Origin of the sequence: Daejeonella sp. (genome assembly GCF_044342615.1) — a bacterium.
In the GTDB taxonomy this organism is placed as follows: domain Bacteria; phylum Bacteroidota; class Bacteroidia; order Sphingobacteriales; family Sphingobacteriaceae; genus Daejeonella.
Genome location: NZ_JBIIPN010000007.1, coordinates 17566 through 38225, shown reverse-complemented (window position 1 = coordinate 38225; position 20660 = coordinate 17566). Strand labels below are relative to the sequence as shown.

Annotated in this window: 16 protein-coding genes; 9 read left to right on the top strand and 7 right to left on the bottom strand. The window is 36.8% G+C overall.

Features of this window, described 5'->3' with window-relative positions; translation table 11 throughout:
- Positions 1-20 precede the first annotated feature (20 nt).
- A complete protein-coding gene (locus tag ACIQ0D_RS01310; protein WP_395802345.1) occupies positions 21-3230 on the top strand; it encodes an amidohydrolase family protein in 3210 nt (1069 codons plus the stop codon).
- A gap of 460 nt (positions 3231-3690) precedes the next feature.
- Here ACIQ0D_RS01310 and ACIQ0D_RS01305 read toward each other — a convergent pair whose 3' ends face one another.
- Positions 3691-4890: an NAD(P)/FAD-dependent oxidoreductase gene (locus ACIQ0D_RS01305; RefSeq protein ID WP_395802341.1), complete on the bottom strand. Its 1200-nt coding sequence runs from the start codon at positions 4888-4890 to the stop codon at positions 3691-3693.
- Positions 4891-5130: 240 nt separating this feature from the next.
- A complete protein-coding gene (locus ACIQ0D_RS01300) occupies positions 5131-7422 on the bottom strand; it encodes a Tex family protein (protein WP_395802339.1) in 2292 nt (763 codons plus the stop codon).
- Positions 7423-7702: 280 nt separating this feature from the next.
- Here ACIQ0D_RS01300 and ACIQ0D_RS01295 point away from each other — a divergent pair, with 280 nt between their 5' ends.
- Genes ACIQ0D_RS01295 through purE form a run of 4 tightly spaced genes read left to right on the top strand, consistent with a single transcriptional unit; the run spans position 7703 to position 10497 of the window.
- Positions 7703-8296, top strand: a complete 594-nt coding sequence (locus ACIQ0D_RS01295; RefSeq protein ID WP_395802337.1) for an NADH-quinone oxidoreductase subunit A — start codon at positions 7703-7705, stop codon at positions 8294-8296.
- A complete protein-coding gene (locus tag ACIQ0D_RS01290) occupies positions 8284-8775 on the top strand; it encodes an NADH-quinone oxidoreductase subunit B (RefSeq protein WP_395802343.1) in 492 nt (163 codons plus the stop codon). The genes ACIQ0D_RS01295 and ACIQ0D_RS01290 overlap by 13 nt, the downstream gene beginning before the upstream one ends.
- A gap of 42 nt (positions 8776-8817) precedes the next feature.
- A complete protein-coding gene (locus ACIQ0D_RS01285; RefSeq protein ID WP_395802335.1) occupies positions 8818-9957 on the top strand; it encodes a 5-(carboxyamino)imidazole ribonucleotide synthase in 1140 nt (379 codons plus the stop codon).
- A 33-nt stretch (positions 9958-9990) separates the two neighbouring features.
- Complete coding sequence (gene purE / locus ACIQ0D_RS01280; protein ID WP_395802333.1) at positions 9991-10497, top strand: 5-(carboxyamino)imidazole ribonucleotide mutase; 507 nt, start codon at positions 9991-9993, stop codon at positions 10495-10497.
- Between the two features lie 180 nt (positions 10498-10677).
- Here the strand turns inward: purE and ACIQ0D_RS01275 are convergent, their stop codons facing one another.
- A complete protein-coding gene (locus tag ACIQ0D_RS01275) occupies positions 10678-11241 on the bottom strand; it encodes a YqgE/AlgH family protein (RefSeq protein ID WP_395802331.1) in 564 nt (187 codons plus the stop codon).
- A gap of 313 nt (positions 11242-11554) precedes the next feature.
- On the opposite strand from ACIQ0D_RS01275, the gene pdxH reads away from it, so the two are divergent.
- The 3 genes from pdxH to ACIQ0D_RS01260 are packed head-to-tail and all read left to right on the top strand — an operon-like array spanning position 11555 to position 13920.
- Positions 11555-12208: a pyridoxamine 5'-phosphate oxidase gene (gene pdxH / locus ACIQ0D_RS01270; RefSeq protein WP_291402396.1), complete on the top strand. Its 654-nt coding sequence runs from the start codon at positions 11555-11557 to the stop codon at positions 12206-12208.
- An 8-nt stretch (positions 12209-12216) separates the two neighbouring features.
- The gene (locus tag ACIQ0D_RS01265) at positions 12217-12714 is read left to right on the top strand and encodes an NADH-quinone oxidoreductase subunit C (RefSeq protein ID WP_395802329.1); all 498 of its coding nucleotides are present in this window, start codon (positions 12217-12219) and stop codon (positions 12712-12714) included.
- A gap of 24 nt (positions 12715-12738) precedes the next feature.
- Positions 12739-13920: an NADH-quinone oxidoreductase subunit D gene (locus ACIQ0D_RS01260; RefSeq protein ID WP_395802327.1), complete on the top strand. Its 1182-nt coding sequence runs from the start codon at positions 12739-12741 to the stop codon at positions 13918-13920.
- 54 nt (positions 13921-13974) lie between these two features.
- Here the strand turns inward: ACIQ0D_RS01260 and ACIQ0D_RS01255 are convergent, their stop codons facing one another.
- Positions 13975-15063: a S1C family serine protease gene (locus tag ACIQ0D_RS01255; RefSeq protein WP_395802325.1), complete on the bottom strand. Its 1089-nt coding sequence runs from the start codon at positions 15061-15063 to the stop codon at positions 13975-13977.
- A gap of 8 nt (positions 15064-15071) precedes the next feature.
- Entirely contained in the window at positions 15072-15638 is a 567-nt protein-coding gene (locus ACIQ0D_RS01250; protein ID WP_395802323.1) for an RNA polymerase sigma factor, read from the bottom strand.
- A gap of 138 nt (positions 15639-15776) precedes the next feature.
- Here ACIQ0D_RS01250 and ACIQ0D_RS01245 point away from each other — a divergent pair, with 138 nt between their 5' ends.
- Complete coding sequence (locus tag ACIQ0D_RS01245; protein WP_395802321.1) at positions 15777-15968, top strand: hypothetical protein; 192 nt, start codon at positions 15777-15779, stop codon at positions 15966-15968.
- 172 nt (positions 15969-16140) lie between these two features.
- Here the strand turns inward: ACIQ0D_RS01245 and ACIQ0D_RS01240 are convergent, their stop codons facing one another.
- Entirely contained in the window at positions 16141-19527 is a 3387-nt protein-coding gene (locus ACIQ0D_RS01240) for an efflux RND transporter permease subunit (RefSeq protein WP_395802319.1), read from the bottom strand.
- A gap of 25 nt (positions 19528-19552) precedes the next feature.
- Positions 19553-20647, bottom strand: coding sequence for an efflux RND transporter periplasmic adaptor subunit (locus tag ACIQ0D_RS01235; RefSeq protein ID WP_395802317.1), 1095 nt, complete (start codon positions 20645-20647; stop codon positions 19553-19555).
- Positions 20648-20660: the final 13 nt, after the last annotated feature.

Sequence of the window (20660 nt, the reverse complement as noted above, 5' to 3'; positions counted from 1 at the left end):
CGATATTATTTATTGTAGGAATGTTGCTTAGCAACCAATTATATGCTCAAACAGCGCCAAAATGGAATGTAGAAAAGCCTACTGGTCCATCAAAATCCTTCACTTTTCAAACTAATGAAGGAACCTGGATGAATCTTGATGTGAGTCCCGATGGACAAGAAATTGTTTTTGACCTCCTAGGTGATATTTACAAAATGCCAATTTCTGGCGGAAAAGCTGTTTTATTAGCTGGAGGTATGGCTTCCGAAGTACAACCTCGCTTCAGTCCTGATGGAAAATTAATTTCCTATACCAGCGATAAAAATGGCGGTGATAATATTTGGGTGATGAATACTGATGGATCAGGAAAGCGATCCATTACAAAGGAAACCTTCAGATTATTAAACAATGCTGTTTGGACACCAGATAATCAGTATCTCATTGCACGTAAGCACTTTACAAGCAGCAGATCATTGGGTGCCGGTGAAATGTGGATGTATCATATTGCTGGTGGCGGCGATGGGGTACAATTGACCAAAAGAAAGAATGATCAGCAAGATGCCGGTGAGCCGGAAGTATCCCCTGATGGTAGATATGTGTATTTTTCTGAGGATGTTAGTCCCGGACCTCTATTCCAATACAGCAAAGATCCAAATGGTGAAATTTATAATATCAGACGATTAGATCGTACAAATGGAAAAATTGAAACTATTGCTGGTGGTGATGGAGGCGCAATTCGTCCTGAATTATCTCCAGATGGAAAATATTTGGCCTTTGTTCGTAGAGTTCGTTTAAAATCCGAATTATTTATTCAAGATCTACAAACGGGTGAAGAATGGTCGGTTTATGATAATTTAACGCATGACATGCAAGAAGCATGGGCAATATTCGGCCCTTATCCAAATTTTGCATGGACTCCCGATGGTAAAAACATTGTTTTTTATGCTCAAGGAAAATTTAAAAAGCTTGAAGTTCTAACTCAATATGTAAGTGATATTCCATTTGAAGTAACTGTAAACCAAACGATTGCAGAGGCTTTACATTTTGAGCAAAAGGTGTTTAGTGATGAATTTGATGTAAAGATGATTCGTCAATTAGCTACCTCCCCTGATGGTAAAACGGTCGCATTTAATGCTGCAGGTTATATTTACATCAAACAAATGCCAAATGGAAAACCAGTGCGTATTTCAAATAGTGCTGAGTTTGAATTTGAACCCGAATTTAGTCCCGATGGTAAAAACCTTATTTATGTGAGCTGGAAAGATGAAAGCCGTGGCTCAATTATGAAATTCACTTTAGGTGACACAGTTTCTAAAAAGCTAACTACAGAAAAAGGATATTATTACAGTCCTAAGTTTTCAAATAAAGGCGATAAAATTATATATCGCAAAGGAGTTGGAAATGATGTTTTAGGCTATACTTTCGGCAAAAATACTGGAGTATTTATCATGAATGCAGACGGTGAGAAAGCGGTTAAGGTGCTTGATGGTGGTATCAGACCCATGTTCAATAACGATGATAGTCGAATATTTTTCCAAAGTTCTGAAGGAGGAAAAAAAGCATTTAAGAGTAGTGATTTAAATGGAGGAAACATCATTACTCACTATACTTCAACCTATGCCAATGTATTCAGCCCAAGTCCTGATGGTAAATGGATAGCTTTTAACGAATTATTCAATGTGTATATAACACCATTAACCACAACGGGAATGGCATTAGATTTATCGGCAGGCAATAAATCATTGCCATTAACAAAAGTGAGTAAAGATGCTGGGACATATATCCATTGGAGTAAAGATTCACAGCGTTTAAACTGGACTTTGGGTTCTCGTTATTATTCAAATGATATTAAAAACTCATTTGCATTTTTAGGTGGAAAAAATGAAAAAATCAATCCTGCAGATACTTTAGGAATAGAAATGGATCTTAAATTACAAGCAGACAAGCCTGAAGGTAAAATTGCCATTATCAATGCACGCATTATTACCATGAAGGGCGATGAAGTAATTGAAAATGGCACAATTGTTATTGAAAACAATAAAATTATTGCCGTTGGTGCTAAAGTAAGTGTACCAAGTGATGCTAAAGTAATTGACGGAAAAGGTAAAACGATAATGCCAGGAATCATTGATGTTCACGCCCATTTGAGAGCAAGCTACGATGGCGTATCGCCACAGCAAGATTGGAGTTATTATGCTAATTTAGCTTTTGGAGTTACTACTTCTCATGACCCATCTGCCAATACAGAAATGGTTTTCAGTCAGGCAGATATGGTGAAAACTGGAACCATGGTCGGACCGAGAGTTTATTCTACAGGAACCATTTTATATGGTGCTGATGGAGATTTCAAAACGGTCGTAAATAATCTAGAAGATGCCCGTTCTGCATTGAGAAGAATGAAGGCTGTAGGTGCATTTTCTGTAAAATCTTACAATCAGCCAAGACGTGATCAAAGACAACAGATTCTTCAAGCAGCAAGAGAGCTTCAAATGGAGGTAGTTCCAGAAGGAGGATCAACTTTTGTTCATAATTTGACACACGTTCAAGATGGACATACAAGTATTGAGCATAACATTCCACCTGCACCACTTTATAAAGACGTAAACACACTTTGGAACAAAAGTGGAACATCATATACCCCAACTTTAATCGTGTCTTATGGAGCTCAGTCAGGCGAAAATTTCTGGTATGATCGCACCAATGTTTGGGAAAATGAACGCTTATTAAACTTTACTCCAAGAACCATTGTTGATTCAAAATCAAGAAGAAGAATGACTTCCGAATTTGCTGATTATGGCCATGTTCATGTAGCTAGAGCGGCAAAAGTATTACAAGATGGAGGTACAAAAGTTAATTTAGGAGCACACGGACAGCTTCAAGGCTTGGGTGCACATTGGGAATTATGGATGTTTGCACAAGGAGGAATGTCGCCTTTGCAAGCCATAAGAAGTGCTACCTTGAATGGAGCAGAGCATTTAGGAATGGGCAAAGAATTAGGCTCATTAGAAAGTGGCAAATTAGCAGATATGATCATTCTAGATGCTAATCCATTAGATGATATCAGAAATACCGAGAAAATTAAATATGTGATTATCAACGGCAGAGTTTATGATTCAGCTACAATGAATGAAACTATTAGCCGTGAGAAATCAAGAAAGCAGTTTTGGTGGGAAATGAATAGATCAGAAAGCTATACCATTCCACAAGGAAATGTAGAAACTTATACGTTCACTCACCCAGAATGTGATTAATTGAAGTCTATATTTTGAAAAAAGGAGCAGGATTTTGAATTCTGCTCCTTTTTTTGTATATTAAAGTAGTTGTCAGTTGTCAGTTATCAGTTGTCAGTTATCAGTTATCAGTTATCAGTTATCAGACTAGCGACATCTGGATTAATGGTTAGGTGGTTAGACTAACGACATAAGATACCCGCTGGCTGAGGTTCTCGAAGCCATTTCAGTGTAGCAGAGAAAATAGGTGATTAGTGGTTAGATGGTTAGACTAGCAACATCAGATACCCGGAGGCTGAGGTTCTCGAAGTCAATTCAGTGTAGCAGAGAAATCTCAAGATTACGTAATCCTGTCTTTAATCTTTGATCCTTATTCCTTGTTCTAAAACAGTTGGCCGTTGTCAGTTGACAGGCTAACGAAATCTAGGCCGTACATTAATACTTGTTACTTATTCATTGTTCCTTGTTCAAAATCAGTTGCTTATATATTTTGTGCGATAACAAATCCACTCGACCAGGCCCATTGAAAGTTATAGCCACCAAGCCATCCTGTTACATCCACACATTCGCCACCGAAATACAATCCTGGCACTTTTTTCGATTCTAATGTTTTGGAAGAAAGTTCATCTGTAGCCACTCCTCCCCTCATCACTTCAGCTTTATCATAACCTTTATCACCAGCCGCCTTCACTTCAAATTGATGTATTTTTTGGTCTATTAAAATTAAATCTTCCTTTGTCAAAGAGGCTAAATTCTTTTCTACAGGAAGGTATTTATCTAATGCATCAGCAAATTTCTTTGTGTAGAGATCAGAAAGCAGTGAAAGTAAGGTTTTACGCCCATTTTGCATTCTTTGACTTTGAATAATTTCACTGATATTTTGATTGGGAAGAAGATCAATTCTAATCTGCTCACCCGCTTTCCAATAGGATGAAATCTGCAGAATTGCTGGTCCGCTTAGCCCCCAATGCGTAAACAAAATATTCTCTTCAAAGCTGATCCGATCATTTGAAACCCTGCAAAAAATAGAATTTCCACTCAATTGGGCAAACCATTCGGCGTCTTTGCCAGTAATTGTTAGCGGGACCAATGCCGGGGCGGTTTCAGTAATTTTTAATCCGAATTGGCGTGCTACCCTTAATCCAAAATCAGTTGCCCCCATTTTAGCTATGGGTAATCCACCAGAGGCAATTACTACACTTGGGACAAGAACTTCCTTTAATTTATTATTGTGAAAGTAGCTGACCTTGAATTCACCAGAATCTAATTTCTGTACATCCTTAACTTCAGCATTCGTCATGATTTTTTGATCTAGGTCTTCGCAAAGCGTTTCAAAAACACGAACAATATCTTTAGCATTATTGCTTTCTGGGAATAACTGACCTAATGTTTTTTCTTGACCATGAATGCCGAAACTCTCAAAAAAACTGATGGTATCTTCAACAGTGTATTGAGATAGAGCAGATTTACAGAAATGCAAATTTTCGGAAATAAAATTGGCTTCAGAAGCATATAAATTGGTATAATTACACCTTCCACCACCAGAAATAAGGATTTTAGCCCCTACTTTTTCATTCTTCTCAAGAATTAGAGTTCTTTTTCCGAGATATCCCGCTTGTACAGCACACATGAGTCCGCAAGCTCCACCCCCAATTATTACAGCATCGAATGAATGATTCATGGGGTAAAGATAAGAGAAAAGGTGGGTTTTGTCAGTTGTCGGTTATCCGTTGTTAGTTATCAGGCTAGGCGGAAAATGTCTGAACTGTGATTTGGAATGATTAAATTGATTGTTATGATTTTTGAATAATTATTACAGTTTGAACTTATGGTCAGGTCGCGACCTGTTCTCTTAAAAACAAATGGAAATTGGCACGGACAACACCGACCAAAGGAGCAATAATCAACATACAAACCTCTTTTACAAAAACTTCCCCTTCAACGCAGCCAATTTAATTGCCAAATCCGATTGTGGTTCGTCATTATCCGCTTCAACCCTTCTTGGCTGTGGTTTCGGTGCTGCTGGCTTAGACTCTTGTGGCTTTGCTTGTTGCTCCACTGGTCTTGGTCTTGGAGCAGGCCTTTCCTCCGTTTTCATGGTCAAAGCAATACGTTTACGCGCAACATCTACTTCAGTAACTTTAACCATTACCTTCTGACTCACCTTCACGACTTCATTGGGGTCTTTAATGAATTTATTAGACATCTGACTCAAATGCACTAAACCATCTTGGTGCACACCTATATCAACAAAAGCACCAAAAGCGGTAATATTGGTAATAATTCCTGGTAAGGTCATTCCCACATGTAAATCTGTGATAGCATTTATTCCGTCCGAAAAGCTAAATGCCTCAAATTGTTCACGTGGATCGAGACCCGGTTTAGCTAATTCACTCAAAATATCGTTTAAAGTGGGTAATCCGACAGTTTCACTGATATAATTTTGAAGTTTTATTCTTTTTCGGAGTTGATCATCTTTCATCAAATCTTCAAGCGTACAATTCAGATCTTTTGCCATTTGTTCAACCAAAGCATAACGTTCTGGGTGTACCGCACTACTATCCAATGGATGTTCAGCATTACGGATACGCAAGAAACCGGCAGCTTGTTCAAAAGCCTTATCACCTAGTCTAGGAATCTTCTTTAAGTCGTTTCTACGCTTAAATGCACCATTTTTATTACGGTATTCAACAATGTTTTGGGCTAATTGCGGACCTAAACCAGAAATATAAGCTAAAATTTGCTTAGAAGCCGTATTTAACTCCACACCAATGGAGTTTACACAACTAATAACAGTATCATCCAGTGAGCTTTGAAGTTGATTTTGATCCACATCATGCTGATATTGCCCCACTCCTATTGATTTAGGATCAATTTTCACAAGTTCAGCAAGTGGATCCATCAAACGGCGACCGATAGATACTGCTCCACGAACGGTAATATCCTTATCTGGAAACTCCTCTCTAGCTACTTCAGAGGCCGAGTAAATCGAAGCACCACTCTCATTTACCATTACCACTATGAGATCGGAAATTTTCAATCCTCTTACAAAAGTCTCCGTTTCACGACCTGCAGTACCATTTCCAATAGCAATAGCTTCAATTTTATATTTATCAACTAAAAATCGAATAGTTTTCTCAGCTTCTTTGGACGATTCATTCCCATTATGAGGATAAATATTAGTATTTTCAATCAGCTGACCCTGTTCATCCAAAACAACCAATTTACAACCTGTACGGAAACCAGGATCGATGGCCATAATACGTTTTTGGCCCACAGGAGCAGCCAACAATAATTGACGTGCATTATCAGCAAATACACGAATAGCTTCTGTATCAGCTTGTTTTTTAGTTAATAGACGAATTTCAGTCTCCATAGAAGGTTTCAGCAAACGCTTGAAAGCATCAGCAGCAGCTTGACGCACCTGTTGTGATGCGGCATTGGTACCCTTCACAAAAAATGACTCTAAAAGGAAATGGGCATCTTCTTCTGGGACTTCAATATCGAGAGTAAGAATAATTTCCTTTTCAGCTCTTCTCAAAGCTAAAATACGGTGTGAAGGAGCTGTTTTTACGGCTTCCGACCAATCGAAATAATCCTTATATTTTTGTCCCTCAAGCTCTTTACCCTTAATTAGTTTAGAGTGGAAAGTCCCAGAATTAAGGAATAATTCACGCATTTTACCACGCATTTCAGGTTGTTCAGCCATAAATTCGGCCAAAATATCTCTGGCACCTGCAAGAGCATCATCAATGGTTAAAACACCCTTTTCATCATTGATATATTTAAGAGCTTCCGATTCAATATCCGATGAATGTTGCTCCATAACAAAATCAGCAAGCTTTTGCAAGCCTTTCTCTCTAGCAACAGAAGCCTTAGTTTTACGCTTAGGCTTGAATGGCAAATAAATATCTTCCAAGAGAGTCATAGTTTCAGCTTCCAAAATCTGCTTTTCGAGCTCCGGAGTAAGCTTTTCCATTTCTATCATAGATTTCAAAATAGCCTCTTTACGCTTTTCAAGTTCAACCAACTGCTGATTTCTATCGCGAATAGCCGCTACTTGAACCTCATCCAGACTTCCAGTCATTTCTTTACGGTACCTCGCAATAAATGGCACTGTCCCACCCTCCTCAAGCAAATTTATAGTTACTTGAACCTGTTTTTCTGTTACTGAAAGCTCGGAAGCTATTTTTTTATTTTTATTAATCGTCATTTTCAACTGTAGAATTTGTTGCGAATTTGAGGCTATAAATTTGAATTTCAAAAAAAGATGTGAGATTTGAGATATTAGATGTGAGACATGAGATGTGAGATGTGAGATATGAGATATGAGATATGAGAAGCGAGATAACCTGCTGATCTATTTTATCCCACCCAGCCATACTACCGACAACCAACAACAAAAATTTGAGATAATTATTTAGACACTAACCATCTAACAAACTAACCATCTAACCAACCAACTAACAAAAAATTATTTATAAATTTGGACAATGAATGAAGCCTCACAACTTACTGAATTCGGTAAAATATTCATTTATCTGATTATGGGTGTATTTTTCGTGCTATTCACCTTCTTTTTGGGATGGCTTGTGGCACTTAAAAAACCTAATCCAGAAAAGTTAAGCTCCTATGAATGTGGTGAGGAGCCTACTGGAAGTTCTTGGATTCAATTCAACTCTCGTTTTTATGTAATTGCATTGATTTTCTTACTTTTTGATGTAGAAATAGTGTTTATTTTCCCTTGGGCGACCGTTTTCGGACAAGAAAGTCTAATTGCTGCCGACCCACGCTGGGGATGGTTAAGTTTAACCGAGATGTTTATTTTTATTGGGATTTTACTTATCGGACTCCTTTATGTCTGGAAAAAAGGTGATTTAAGCTGGATTAAACCTGAACCTTTTATGCCAAGCTCTCCTGCAAAAATCCCATACTCCATTTATCAAGAGTTCAATAATAAAACATATCAAATTAAGAAATTTTCCTCAAACAAGGAAGTATTAGAGGCCGAAAAGGAAACTGAAATAATGAGTCCAGCGGCGCCTAAACCAGCATTTATACCTAAATTTAAAAGATCAAGCGCGTGAGTTTAGAGTTAAAAAGTGAAAACGGATCTGTTATGGTAGTCAAGGTTGACGATTTGCTCAATTGGGCGCGTTTATCTTCACTATGGCCAATGAGTTTCGGAATTGCATGCTGTGCAATAGAAATGATGGGATCTATGGCTTCTACCTATGATTTGGATCGTTTTGGTGTATTCCCAAGGCCTTCGCCTCGTCAATCGGATGTAATCATTATTGCTGGAACGGTTACCTTTAAAATGGCTGAACGCATTAAAAGATTATATGAACAAATGCCGGAACCCAAATATGTGATTTCTATGGGTTCATGTTCCAACTGTGGCGGACCTTATTGGCAGCATGGATATCATGTGGTTAAGGGTGTTGATCGTATTATTCCCGTTGACATTTATGTACAGGGATGCCCACCACGACCAGAAGCATTGATTGGAGCAATACTAGAATTGCAGAAAAAAATTGAACAAGAAAGCTTGTTAAATAGCTAATAATTAGATAGATAATAAATTATACAAATAATTGCATCATTCATGAAAGATTTTTACGGAGAGCTTAAATTGGGTATTTTGGGTGGCGGACAGTTAGGTAGAATGTTGATACAGGAATCCATAAATTTTAATATCAGCAGTCATGTTTTAGATCCTGATGCCAACGCTCCTTGTAAAGACCTTTGTGAAAAGTTTGTCCAAGGCTCACTAACCGATTATGAGACCGTTTACAATTTTGGGAAGAATTTAGATATTTTAACCATTGAAATTGAAAAAGTAAATGTAGACGCCCTCGAACAATTAGAAAAAGAAGGAGTTAAAGTTTATCCTCAATCACGTGTAATTCGTTTGATCCAAGATAAAGGAACACAAAAACAATTTTTCAAGGAGAATGATATAGAAACAGCTAGTTTTCAATTATTTAAAAATAAAGAAGACCTAATTAAAGCCAATATTCCTTTTCCTTTCATACAGAAATTACGTCGTGATGGTTATGATGGCAAAGGCGTTTGCAGTATAAAAACAGAGGCCGATTTAGAAAAAGCATTTCATGAGCCGAGTTTAATTGAGGAATGGATACCTTTTGAGAAGGAATTGGCGGTTATTGTAGCAAGAAATGAGGATGGTAAAGTAAAAACTTTCCCATGTGTGGAGATGGAATTCAATCCGGAAGCCAATTTAGTTGAATTTTTAATTTCTCCTTCAACTTTATCTACTGAAATCTTAGACTTAGCAAATGAAACAGCAATAAAAGTCGCTGAACGCTTAAAAATTGTAGGAATTCTAGCTGTGGAGCTGTTCTTAACCAAAGATGGAAAGATTTTAGTGAATGAAATTGCCCCTAGACCTCATAATAGCGGTCATCAGAGCATTGAAGGTAATTACACCTCCCAGTATGAGCAACTAATTAGGGCTATATTTAATTTGCCTTTAGGAGATACAAGAAGCATACAACATGCGGTAATGATCAATTTGTTAGGCGAAAAAGGCTTTGATGGACCTGCAAAATATGAAGGTTTGAATGAAGCTTTAGCTTTAGATGGAGTTTACCTTCATTTATATGGGAAAAAAAGCACGAAACCCTTCCGAAAAATGGGTCATGTGACAATTTTAGATGAAGATCGCCAAAAAGCGATTGAAAAAGCTAAATTTGTGCAAAGAACAATTAAAGTAAAATCTTAATTAAGATTCAATTTTATAAAAATCTAGAATAACATGAGCGCAGCATCAAATTCAAACATTCAGGTAGGCATTATCATGGGCAGCAAGTCGGATTTAAATATTATGCAAGATGCCGCTGATATTTTAAAAGAACTAGGTGTAAACTTCGAAATGACCGTAGTTTCTGCACATCGTACTCCTGAGCGTATGTTTGACTATGCTAAAAGTGCCGCTTCTAGAGGTTTAAAAGTAATTATTGCAGGTGCTGGTGGTGCTGCACATTTACCTGGAATGGTGGCTTCGATTACTCAAATTCCTGTTATTGGCGTTCCTGTTAAATCATCTAATTCAATTGATGGATGGGACTCTATCCTATCCATTTTACAAATGCCTAATGGCATTCCTGTTGCTACAGTTGCGTTAAATGCGGCAAAAAATGCGGGTATTTTAGCTGCGCAGATTATTGGAACTGCTGATGCTAATCTTTCTCAAAGACTATTGGATTACAAACAAAATCTGAAAGAAAAAGTAGAGGAAAGCGCGAGAGAGATGGAAGGATAAGAATTGATTATCTGAATATAAAAGAGACGTCGGAATCCTTATTTAATAATCATTAGAGGTACTTCTCTGAACTATAATGACAGTATGAAATGAATCCTATTTTCAATATTTAGAATAAATTTATTCAAAAATAAAACAGATAAACTAATATCCTAAACCTAGGCGATTTCTGTTAAGCAATCAATTCCAACGATGATCTTCCGGAAAATTAGCAATATGTGCATATTTAGGCCCTAGGCCAATTACAGCTTCTCTCCAAAGGTTTTCTTCATCTTCTACAAATACAAGCTCTGTATCATAGGCATTACTTGCCATCCATGCATTATCTTGGATTTCAGCATCTATTTGTCCAGGACTCCAACCTGAATAACCCACAAAAAACTTGATTTCATCGTGCTTAATTTCATTGTTTTCAATGAGGATTTTCAAATCATGAAAATTACCTCCCCAAAATAAATCATCTTTAATTTTAGCACCACTTTGAAGTCGGTCGTAGCAACGATGCACAAAATGCAAACTATCTTTCTCTACAGGCCCACCGAAAAAAACTGGAAAATCCGCCCATTTTAAGTCCGAAATAAGATCACTTAACAAAAATTCACTTTTTTGATTTAGCACAAAACCGACTGAACCTAGAGTTTCCAATTCGGTAAGCAATACCACAGATCGCTTAAAATTTGGATCGAGCATAAATGGTTCAGAAATGAGTAAAGAGCCAGTTTGAGGTTGAATTGGGCTAATCATATTAATTTTATTTATAGGAAATGATTTAGTATCAAACAGATATTTTATGTTTTTATTATCTATATATAAAATTTTGCAATTGCGTTAAGGATGGAAGCGGCATCCTTTTTGGCTTCTTCAGCCAAAAAGATAAAGCAGACAGCCTTTTAAAACGCCCTAAAAATTATAAATTTTAGATAATACATCAATATAGTCAAAATCTTTTTAATAATCTACAGCTAATAATTCATGAAATGATAGAATAACAAGGTGCATTTGTTAAGTTTGCATAAATGAGAAGATCAGGTAATTATCCTGATTATTAATTTATACTATGTCAGTAGAAAAACAAACATTAGAAAACCTTCGTCAGGAATACAGTGCGGAGAAATTAACGGTAAAAGACGTTGCTAAAGATCCAATCAAGCAATTTGGACATTGGTTAAAGGAGGCTATGGAAGCGGGAGTTTTTGAACCCAATGCCATGACTTTGGCTACCACTAGCATTGATAGAAAGCCTTCTGCGCGTATCGTTTTACTAAAGGGTTATGAGGAGCGTGGATTTATGTTTTACACCAATTATTTGAGTGCTAAGGGCAAAGAAATGGCTAAAAATCCGGTTGTTGCCTTGGTATTTCATTGGGCTGAATTAGGCAGACAGGTACGTATTGAGGGGACTGTTGAGAAACTTAGTAAGGAAGAATCTGAGCGTTATTTCCAAAGCAGACCAATTAAAAGCCAATTAGGTGCTATTGCATCACCACAAAGCCAGGTGATTGATAGCATGGACGATATTGAAAAGGTATGGGCTGAAACGGAGGCTCGATATGAAAATAAAACAATTCCTAAACCTGCATTTTGGGGTGGATATTTGGTTAAACCTCAGGTAATTGAGTTTTGGCAAGGTCGCCCAAGTCGCTTACACGACCGTATCGTCTATAAAAAAGCAGATAAAAAAACCTGGAAGATTGTCCGACTTGCACCTTAATTTTAATCATGACTTTTGAGGAAATACATGCGCTTTTAAGTGATAAATTTGGTTCTAAAGTAATTTTAGATAGTCAAACAAGCGGTTTACAACCTGCTTTATTTATTCATCAAGATTTTATTGTACCCATTTGTGAAGAGTTGAGGGATAATAAAGCTACTTGGTTCGATTTTTTATCCTGTTTAACAGGTGTCGATCATGGTCCTGAGAGCAATAAATTCTCGGTTGTTTATCATTTGGCATCCATTCCTCATCAACATCAATTGGTTTTAAAAGTTGAAATTGAACATGATCGCAATTTAGAAGTTTTACCTATGTTCAAGAGTGTTTCGGAAGTATGGAAGACAGCAGAATGGCATGAACGTGAGGCATTTGACCTTGTTGGGATAGATTTCGAAGGTCATCCGGATCAACGTAGAATCTTGCTTCCAGATGATTGGGAAGGCTATCCTTTGCGTAAGGATTATCAAGCTGCTAAGGAATATAAAGGAATTAAAATAAATTAATTTGCCCATTTGCATTAGAATAGGATGCCGGTAAAAAAAACAAGATATGATCTACTGACAGAGAATCTCCAAGCTGAGGAGATGATCATCAATATGGGTCCGCAGCACCCTTCCACCCACGGTGTTTTGCGCCTTGAGCTAATAACCGATGGTGAAATTGTGAAGGAAGTGATTCCACACATGGGATATTTACACCGCTGTTTTGAAAAACACTGTGAGAGCCTCACCTATCAACAAATCATACCTTTTGTAGATCGAATGGACTATTTATCGTCCATGAATAATGACCATGCATTTGTAATGGGTGTGGAAAGAATGATGGGCATTGATAAGGATATTCCTAAACGTGTAGAATATATTCGTGTGCTCGTTTGCGAACTGAATAGAATTTCCTCCCACCTCATTTCTATCGGCACTTATGGTATGGATATAGGAGCTTTCACCCCATTTTTATGGTGCTTTAGGGATCGCGAGCATATCATGAATATGTTAGAATGGGCCTCAGGATCAAGAATGCTCTATAATTATATTTGGGTAGGCGGATTATTTTATGATTTACCTGTGGGATTTGAGGAGCGCTGCCGAGAGTTTGTAGATTATTTTAAACCTAAATTAGCAGAGCTCAATCAATTATTAACAGATAATCAAATATTTATCTCTAGGACTGCTGGAGTAGGTGTTTTGCCACTCGATGTAGCTATAAATTATGGTTGTTCGGGACCTATGTTAAGGGGATCAGGTTTAAAATGGGATTTGCGTCGAGTGGATGAATATTCGGCTTATCCTGAATTAGACTTCGAGATTCCGGTTGGCAAGGGTGAGATGGGCAAGAGTGGCGATTGCTGGGACCGTTACAAGGTCAGAGCCGATGAGGTGGCTGAATCCCTGAAGATTATAGAACAATGTCTTGACAAGCTTCAAAAAGAGCTTAAACGAGGACCCGAATTTGATCCACGAGCAAAACTTCCTAAAAAGATTATTCCTAAGGAACAAGATTTTTATATCAGAGCCGAAAACCCACGTGGTGAGCTCGGTTATTATTTTATTACGGATGGCAAGACTGAAATTCCGAAACGTGTGAAAGCTAGAGCGCCAAGTTTTAATAATTTATCCGTATTACCAGAAATTACGAGAGGTGTTTTAATCGCCGATTTAGTGGCAATTCTTGGATCTGTAGATATTGTACTTGGAGAAGTAGATAGATAAAAAAAGAGGCTTGAAATAATATTTCAAGCCTCTTTTTTTTACGTTTATTTCTAATTAATAAACCTTCACCATATAGATAAATGGTTCTAGCTTTTTAAACTGATCTTTTCTGCTTAGACCGGATAAGCTATTTTTCTTACTTAGGACTAATTTTTCATCAAGAGAATCTTGCGGAATAGCATCTATCGACTTTAAAATATAAGTTGATTTAATGGCAAATGCAGCTCCATCTACTTGTGTTTGCTTACCATTAATTATTCCGATTACATTTCCACGATTGTCGAGCAATGGACCGCCACTATTGCCAGGATTTACCGGAATAGAAACTTGATAAGCAACAGTATCGCCAGCAAAACCATTTTTAGAGCTCACATAACCTTTACCGTAAACTTGATCATCTCTTGGGAAACCAATGGTAAATACGTCCTCACCTACATCAGAAGCTGACTTTTTAAAGGTGTATGGCAATGCTGCTAGACCTTCAAAAGCTGGATCTACTATTTGTAAAACAGCTAGATCATAAGCAGGATCGATATAAATCATTTTCGCTTTAAAAGCCTCTCCTTCAGAGTTTTGCACATAAAGCGAGTCTGCTCCTTTAATTACATGATAATTAGTAACAACATAACCATTGGATGAAAGCGCAAATCCTGTACCACCAAATTCACCTGGATTAGATGGCCCCTTAGATGGTTTAATATTTTTAATTAAATCATTCTGTGATTTCTTAATGCTGTTTATTTCTCTACGTAAAAGACTTACATTAGTAGAAATAGATTTAGAAAAGAAACCGGTAGAAAGTAAAGTCCCAGATACAGCAATTAAGGCAACCGTTGCAGCAATGGCAGTATTGATTCTATATTTTTTCCAAAGACGGATATAAATAGGTGCTTCAGGAGCCACTTCATTCTTCAAGGCATAGATATCTAAAGATTCATGAATAATATTCATGTCGGATTTCAACTTGATAATTTCCGAATATTCAGATAAATGCGAAACTAAATTAGAATGCTCCACTACTTTAAGATCAAATGCAGCATCATTAAGCCTCTTTTGCTCAAAATCAGCAAGCTCGCTATCAGATAACTCCCCTCTTAGGTAGGCATCAATTTGATTAATAATATCTATCTCACTTTTCATCATCTATTTAATTAAGCTTGAAAAAACAATTTCTTCAAACGTTGGAGGCATTTATATTTTTGAGTTTTGGCATTATCGGCATTGGTATAACCAAACTTCTCACAAATTTCCTGCATGGATTTATTCTGCATATAATAATCTTCAATAATGGTTTTGCAGGGCTCACCTAATTGAAGTAAAGCTGATTCCATCATTGTAAACTGCCTGTCTTTCTCTTCATGTCTTTCTAAATCGTCTTCCACAGGAATAAAATCAGAAAAATCTTCAATGTTACGAACAGTTTTACTTTGAGCGTTTAATCGCTTTAGCCATAACCTTCTACAAACAGAGTAGATAAAAGTTTTAAGCTTACTATTAAGCTCAAAATTTCCAGTTTTAACCTTATTATAAAGAACAATGACAGACTCTTGAAAAATATCTTTTGCATCATCTTCATTTCCATTATTATTGAGTACTAATTGAAGTACCATTGGAAAATAAGTCGTGTACAAACGATTTAATATCTCTTTTGAGTCATTCAGTATCCCTAAAATAATTTCGCTATCTGCTGGAACTGAACTTTTTATCTCTTTTTTCACTCTTAATACTTTTTATTCGGAATTGTAACCCAATGATAGCAAAAATATTTTTTTTATTTTTTTACAATGTTATGGGTTACCTTTTTAACTTTGGCGTATTAACTGTAAATTATTTAAATACATTTTAAAAACAAAACGATGAAAAATTCTTTCAAATTCGGTTTCTTAGCTTTAGCTATCTCTTTATCAGTTGCTGCTTGTAACTCAAACAAAACTGAAGAAGCTGCTACTGATTCAACTGCTGTTGATTCTACTGCTGTTGTTGATTCTACTGCTACTGATTCAACTGCTGTTGATTCTACTGCTGCTGATACAACTGCTGCTCAGTAATCAATTACAACATTACAAAAAGCCATTTAGATATTCTGAATGGCTTTTTTTTGTGCCTATACCCCGCCTCCGGTGGCTGAGGTTCTCAAAGCCAGGTTCTCGAAGCCAGGTTCTTAAAATTAAGAACAAACGCGTTTATTCAAACACATTTGTCCCTACCTAATATTATTGTTTATTTACTAGTAGTTCCCGAACGAAACCAGCCCTTAATTCTTTTCGAATTAGAATCTCCAATTAGTAACATACATGGCACTAAAATTAGTGTTAAGAATGTAGCAAAGCTTAATCCAAATATCATTGTCCATGATAATGGACCCCAGAATGCCACATTATCTCCTCCAAAATACAAATTAGCATCAAATTCACTAAACAAAGTCACAAAATCCATATTTAAGCCCACTGCAAGTGGAATTAATCCTAACATAGTTGCCGTAGCGGTTAACAATACTGGTGTCATCCTTGTCCTACCAGCCTCAATAATCGCTTCCTTCACGTCCATACCTTGCTCGATAAGTAGATCTGTAAATTCAACAAGTAGGATTCCGTTCCTCACTACAATTCCTGCAAGTGCTACAATTCCTACCCCGGACATCACAATTGACATTTCCATCCTAAAAATGGTAACACCCAATAAAACACCGATTATACTCAAGAATATCTCACTTAAAATAATAAGTGGCTTTGTAATTGAATTAAACTGAGTTACTAAAATAATCAAAATTAGGCCCAAAGAAATCATCAAAGCTGTACCTAAGAATAACATCGTCTCTTGCTGCTCTTCCTGCTCCCCTGCCATTTTTACTTCAACACCAGCAGGCGACTTAAACTGAGCAATTTCAGTCTCAATAGCAGCTACAACTTCATTTGGGTTATAATCGCTAAGAACATTAGATGAGAGAATAATAATTCTCTTTTCTTGCTTACGCTTAATTCCACCATAGGTATTTACATAATCAATTGATGCAAAAGATGATAAAGGTACCTGACGAATAATGCCACCCATACCCATATCCCTATATGTAACTTTCATGTTACGAAGCGCGTCGAGATTGTTTTTTTGATCTTCATTAGCGCGAAGATTTATTTCATAATCTTCATTAGCATCACGGAATTTAGACACTTCCTTACCAAAAATGGCGGTACGAAGGTCCATACCAATTTGTCCCGTTGAAATTCCTTCACGGTTAGCGCGCTCCCTATCGATATCAAAAATAATTTCAGGCTTATTATTTTGGAAATCAGATTTCAATTCCTCAACACCTGCAATTTGTTTGGCTTGAAGGTATTGTTTTAAATGTTCTGAGACTTTAACCAATGAATCTAGGTTATTACCTGTAATTTCGATACTAATTGGTTTAGCTGTTGGCGGACCGGCCTGCTCTTGAGCAACCGTAATTTCGGCTCCAGGAATGCCTTTAACAGCCTCTCTAATCTTATCAAGATACAGAGATGTACTTGGGCCGGTACGTTTCCCAAATTCAGCAAAAGCAACCGTTACCTTACCCATGTTTGGATATTGACCTTGATCCTCACTTTGTGGATCGGTTACTCCAATAGTCACGTTTGATATAATCGAGGTTACATCCTTATTATCTCTGCCAACCACTTTAGTTACATCTGCTTCCACTTTTTTAAGGACCTCATTTGTATAAGCTTGGTCGGTACCAACTGGCAGCTGAACATATACATACACAAAATTAGGGTCGCCTTTGGGGAAGAACACAATTTTAGGCGGCACAAGAGCAATCAAAAGGAAAGTAAGAAGAAACAGTCCCAGTGTACCCAACAATATTGCACGAGGCCAATTAAGTGCTTTTCTAAGTAAACTAGCATACTTAGTTTGTACCCGAGGCCAAACATTAGTTTGGAAATTTTTAATTGTATTACTTAAATAGAAATGATTAAAAAGATACAATAAAGCGACAAAAACAATCAAATTTCCTAATCCGAAGTTGATTAGATAAGACAAAATAGCAATACCTGCAAAAATAAAAAGGTTACGCTTTACAGATTTATCAAAGCTTGGCTTTTCCTTATCAAAATTTTCGGGCTTCATAAAGTCAACGGCAAAGACCGGATTAATGATGTAAGCCACTAACAATGAAGCTAAAAGGGTGATAATTAGGGTCATAGGTAAGAAAAACATAAACTCACCAATAACACCTGGCCAGAAAAGTAAAGGCACAAAAGGCGCTAGAGTTGTTAATGTACCTGAAAGAACGGGCAAAAATACTTCAGCAGCAGCCATTTTAGCTGCCTTTTTAATGGGCACTTTACCATTATCAAAAATCCGGTGTGTATTTTCAATAACTACAATCGCATCATCCACAACAATACCTAATCCCAGTAAGAAGGAAAACAATACCATCATGTTCATTGTGAAATTAAAGCCCAGCATAGAACCTAATGCTGGCATAGCCATAAAGGCAATAAACATAGATAATGGGACTGATAATGCGACAAAAAGAGCATTTGTAATTCCCATGAAGAACATCAATATGACCGTTACTAGGATAAATCCAATAATAATAGTGTTGATCAAATCATGAAGAGTAACTCTAGTTTTATTAGATTGATCACCTGTAACGGTAATATTTAAATTTTTAGGTAATTGACCAACCTTCATCTCTGCTACTAATGCATTGATCTTGTCGGATGCATCAATTAAGTTTTCCCCACTTCTTTTCTTAACATTGAGCGTGATTACATTTTTCCCATATAAACGAGCATAACTTTCCTGCTCTTTGAAAGAATCTTTAACCTCTGCTAGATCTCTTAAATAAATGGATGATCCTGTAGGAGTTTTGATAATCAAATTGGCAATTTCATCGGCGCTAGCAAATTCCTTTTTTACGTTTAAGGTTCTACGAACACCATCCATTTTAATTGTACCGCCCGAAATAGTTAGGTTTTCATAACCAATTGCACGTTCAATATCTCCAAAAGAGACTTTAGCAGCTGCCATTTTATTTAAATCGGCATTTATTTGAACTTCTTGTTCCAATGCACCAACAATATCGACACCAGATATTTCTTTCAGGCTTTCAACTTGATCTTGGATCTCTTCCGCATATTTCTTAAGGCTTTTTAAGTCGTAATCCCCTGAAATATTAAGGTAAATAATCGGCAAATCCGACAGATTAATATCCTGAACATTTGGATCATTTGGCAAATCATTAGGAAGATCTTGCCTTGCCTTATCTACAGCATCTTTTACACGCTGTTTAGCATCCTTGATATCTACATTGGTATTAAACTCGGCAGTAATTATCGAAAAATCCTGATAGGAATTGGAAGTGATTTTTTTTAATCCTGAGGCTGATTTTAATTGCTTTTCAAGCTGCTTAGTAACCAAATTCTCCATATTTGCTGGAGAAGTCCCAGGATAAACAGTCTGCACAAATATTTTAGGAATAATAACCTCTGGGAAATTTTCTTTAGGTAAAGCCACATAAGAAAAATATCCTATGACAGAAATAATAACAGTAAGCACATAAATGGCTGTTCTGTTTTCAATTGCCCAGCTGGCGGGTTTAAATTCTTTGAAATTGTCTTTCATCTTATATTATAATGTATACCCTTGATTAATTGGACTTTACAGAATCTCCGGGACTTAATCCCTGCATTCCAGCAATAATTACTTGATCACCAACTTTAAGACCCGATACTATCTCGGCGCGACCTTCAGAAATTTTGCCTGTTTTAATATCCACACGCTTAGCTTTACCATTATCAGAGATAAATACATAATCCCCATTTTCTGCCTTTTGAATGGCATTTACAGGAATAACTAAGGCTTTAGAATTTTGATAATCGATAATTTTAAGCACTGCAAGCATGTTGGGGCGATAATTTTTATTAGAAGGGAGTTTTATTTCCACATTAAAACTTCTCGATACTGCATCAATCGTTTTTGATGCGAAAGAAATTTTTGTAGCAACGGTATCTGGAACATCTGGCAAAATCACCTGAACTTTATCCCCTTGATTTACTCTGCTAGCATAAGATTCTGCGATTTGAGCCTTAGCCGTCAATTTATTGGCATTTACTACACGAATACCAGAAAGGCCTGGCATTACAGCCTGACCAACCTTAAGATCCATAGCGTCGATAGTTCCAGAGATTGGCGACTTAATTTTATACATTGACATTTGCGACTTCACAGTTGCAATACGACGTTCAGCGGCTTCTTTTTGAGTTTTAGCACTTAAATACTGGACTTCAGTACCAATTTTCTGATTCCAAAGGTTCTTTTGACGCTCAAAAAGTGTAGTTGCAAGCTCTAATTGATTTTGCAGCTCAGATATATTCTGACGTAACACTTGATCATCAATTTGAGCTAAAACCTGTCCCTTAGACACATTCTGACCAATACTAGCATAAATGGCAGTCACCACACCTGGAGCTTCCGGATTTACTTGTACATTCTCTTCTGCATCTATTTTACCTTGAACTTCTAAGTAATTCTCAAAAGAACCTTCTGCTAATTCTAATAAGTTTACATCCTTAATATCGCTGGCAGCTGCAACAATACCAACTTCACTTTCAAGTTTTTCTATTTTAGCATTAAGCTCGGCACGCTCCTTTTTTAAGGCTTCAAGCTCAGATTTTTTATCTGTTGGTTTCTCTCCACAAGAGGCCAAAAAGAAGACTACAGCAATAAATAGTAATTTTTTCATGTATGTTTTAATT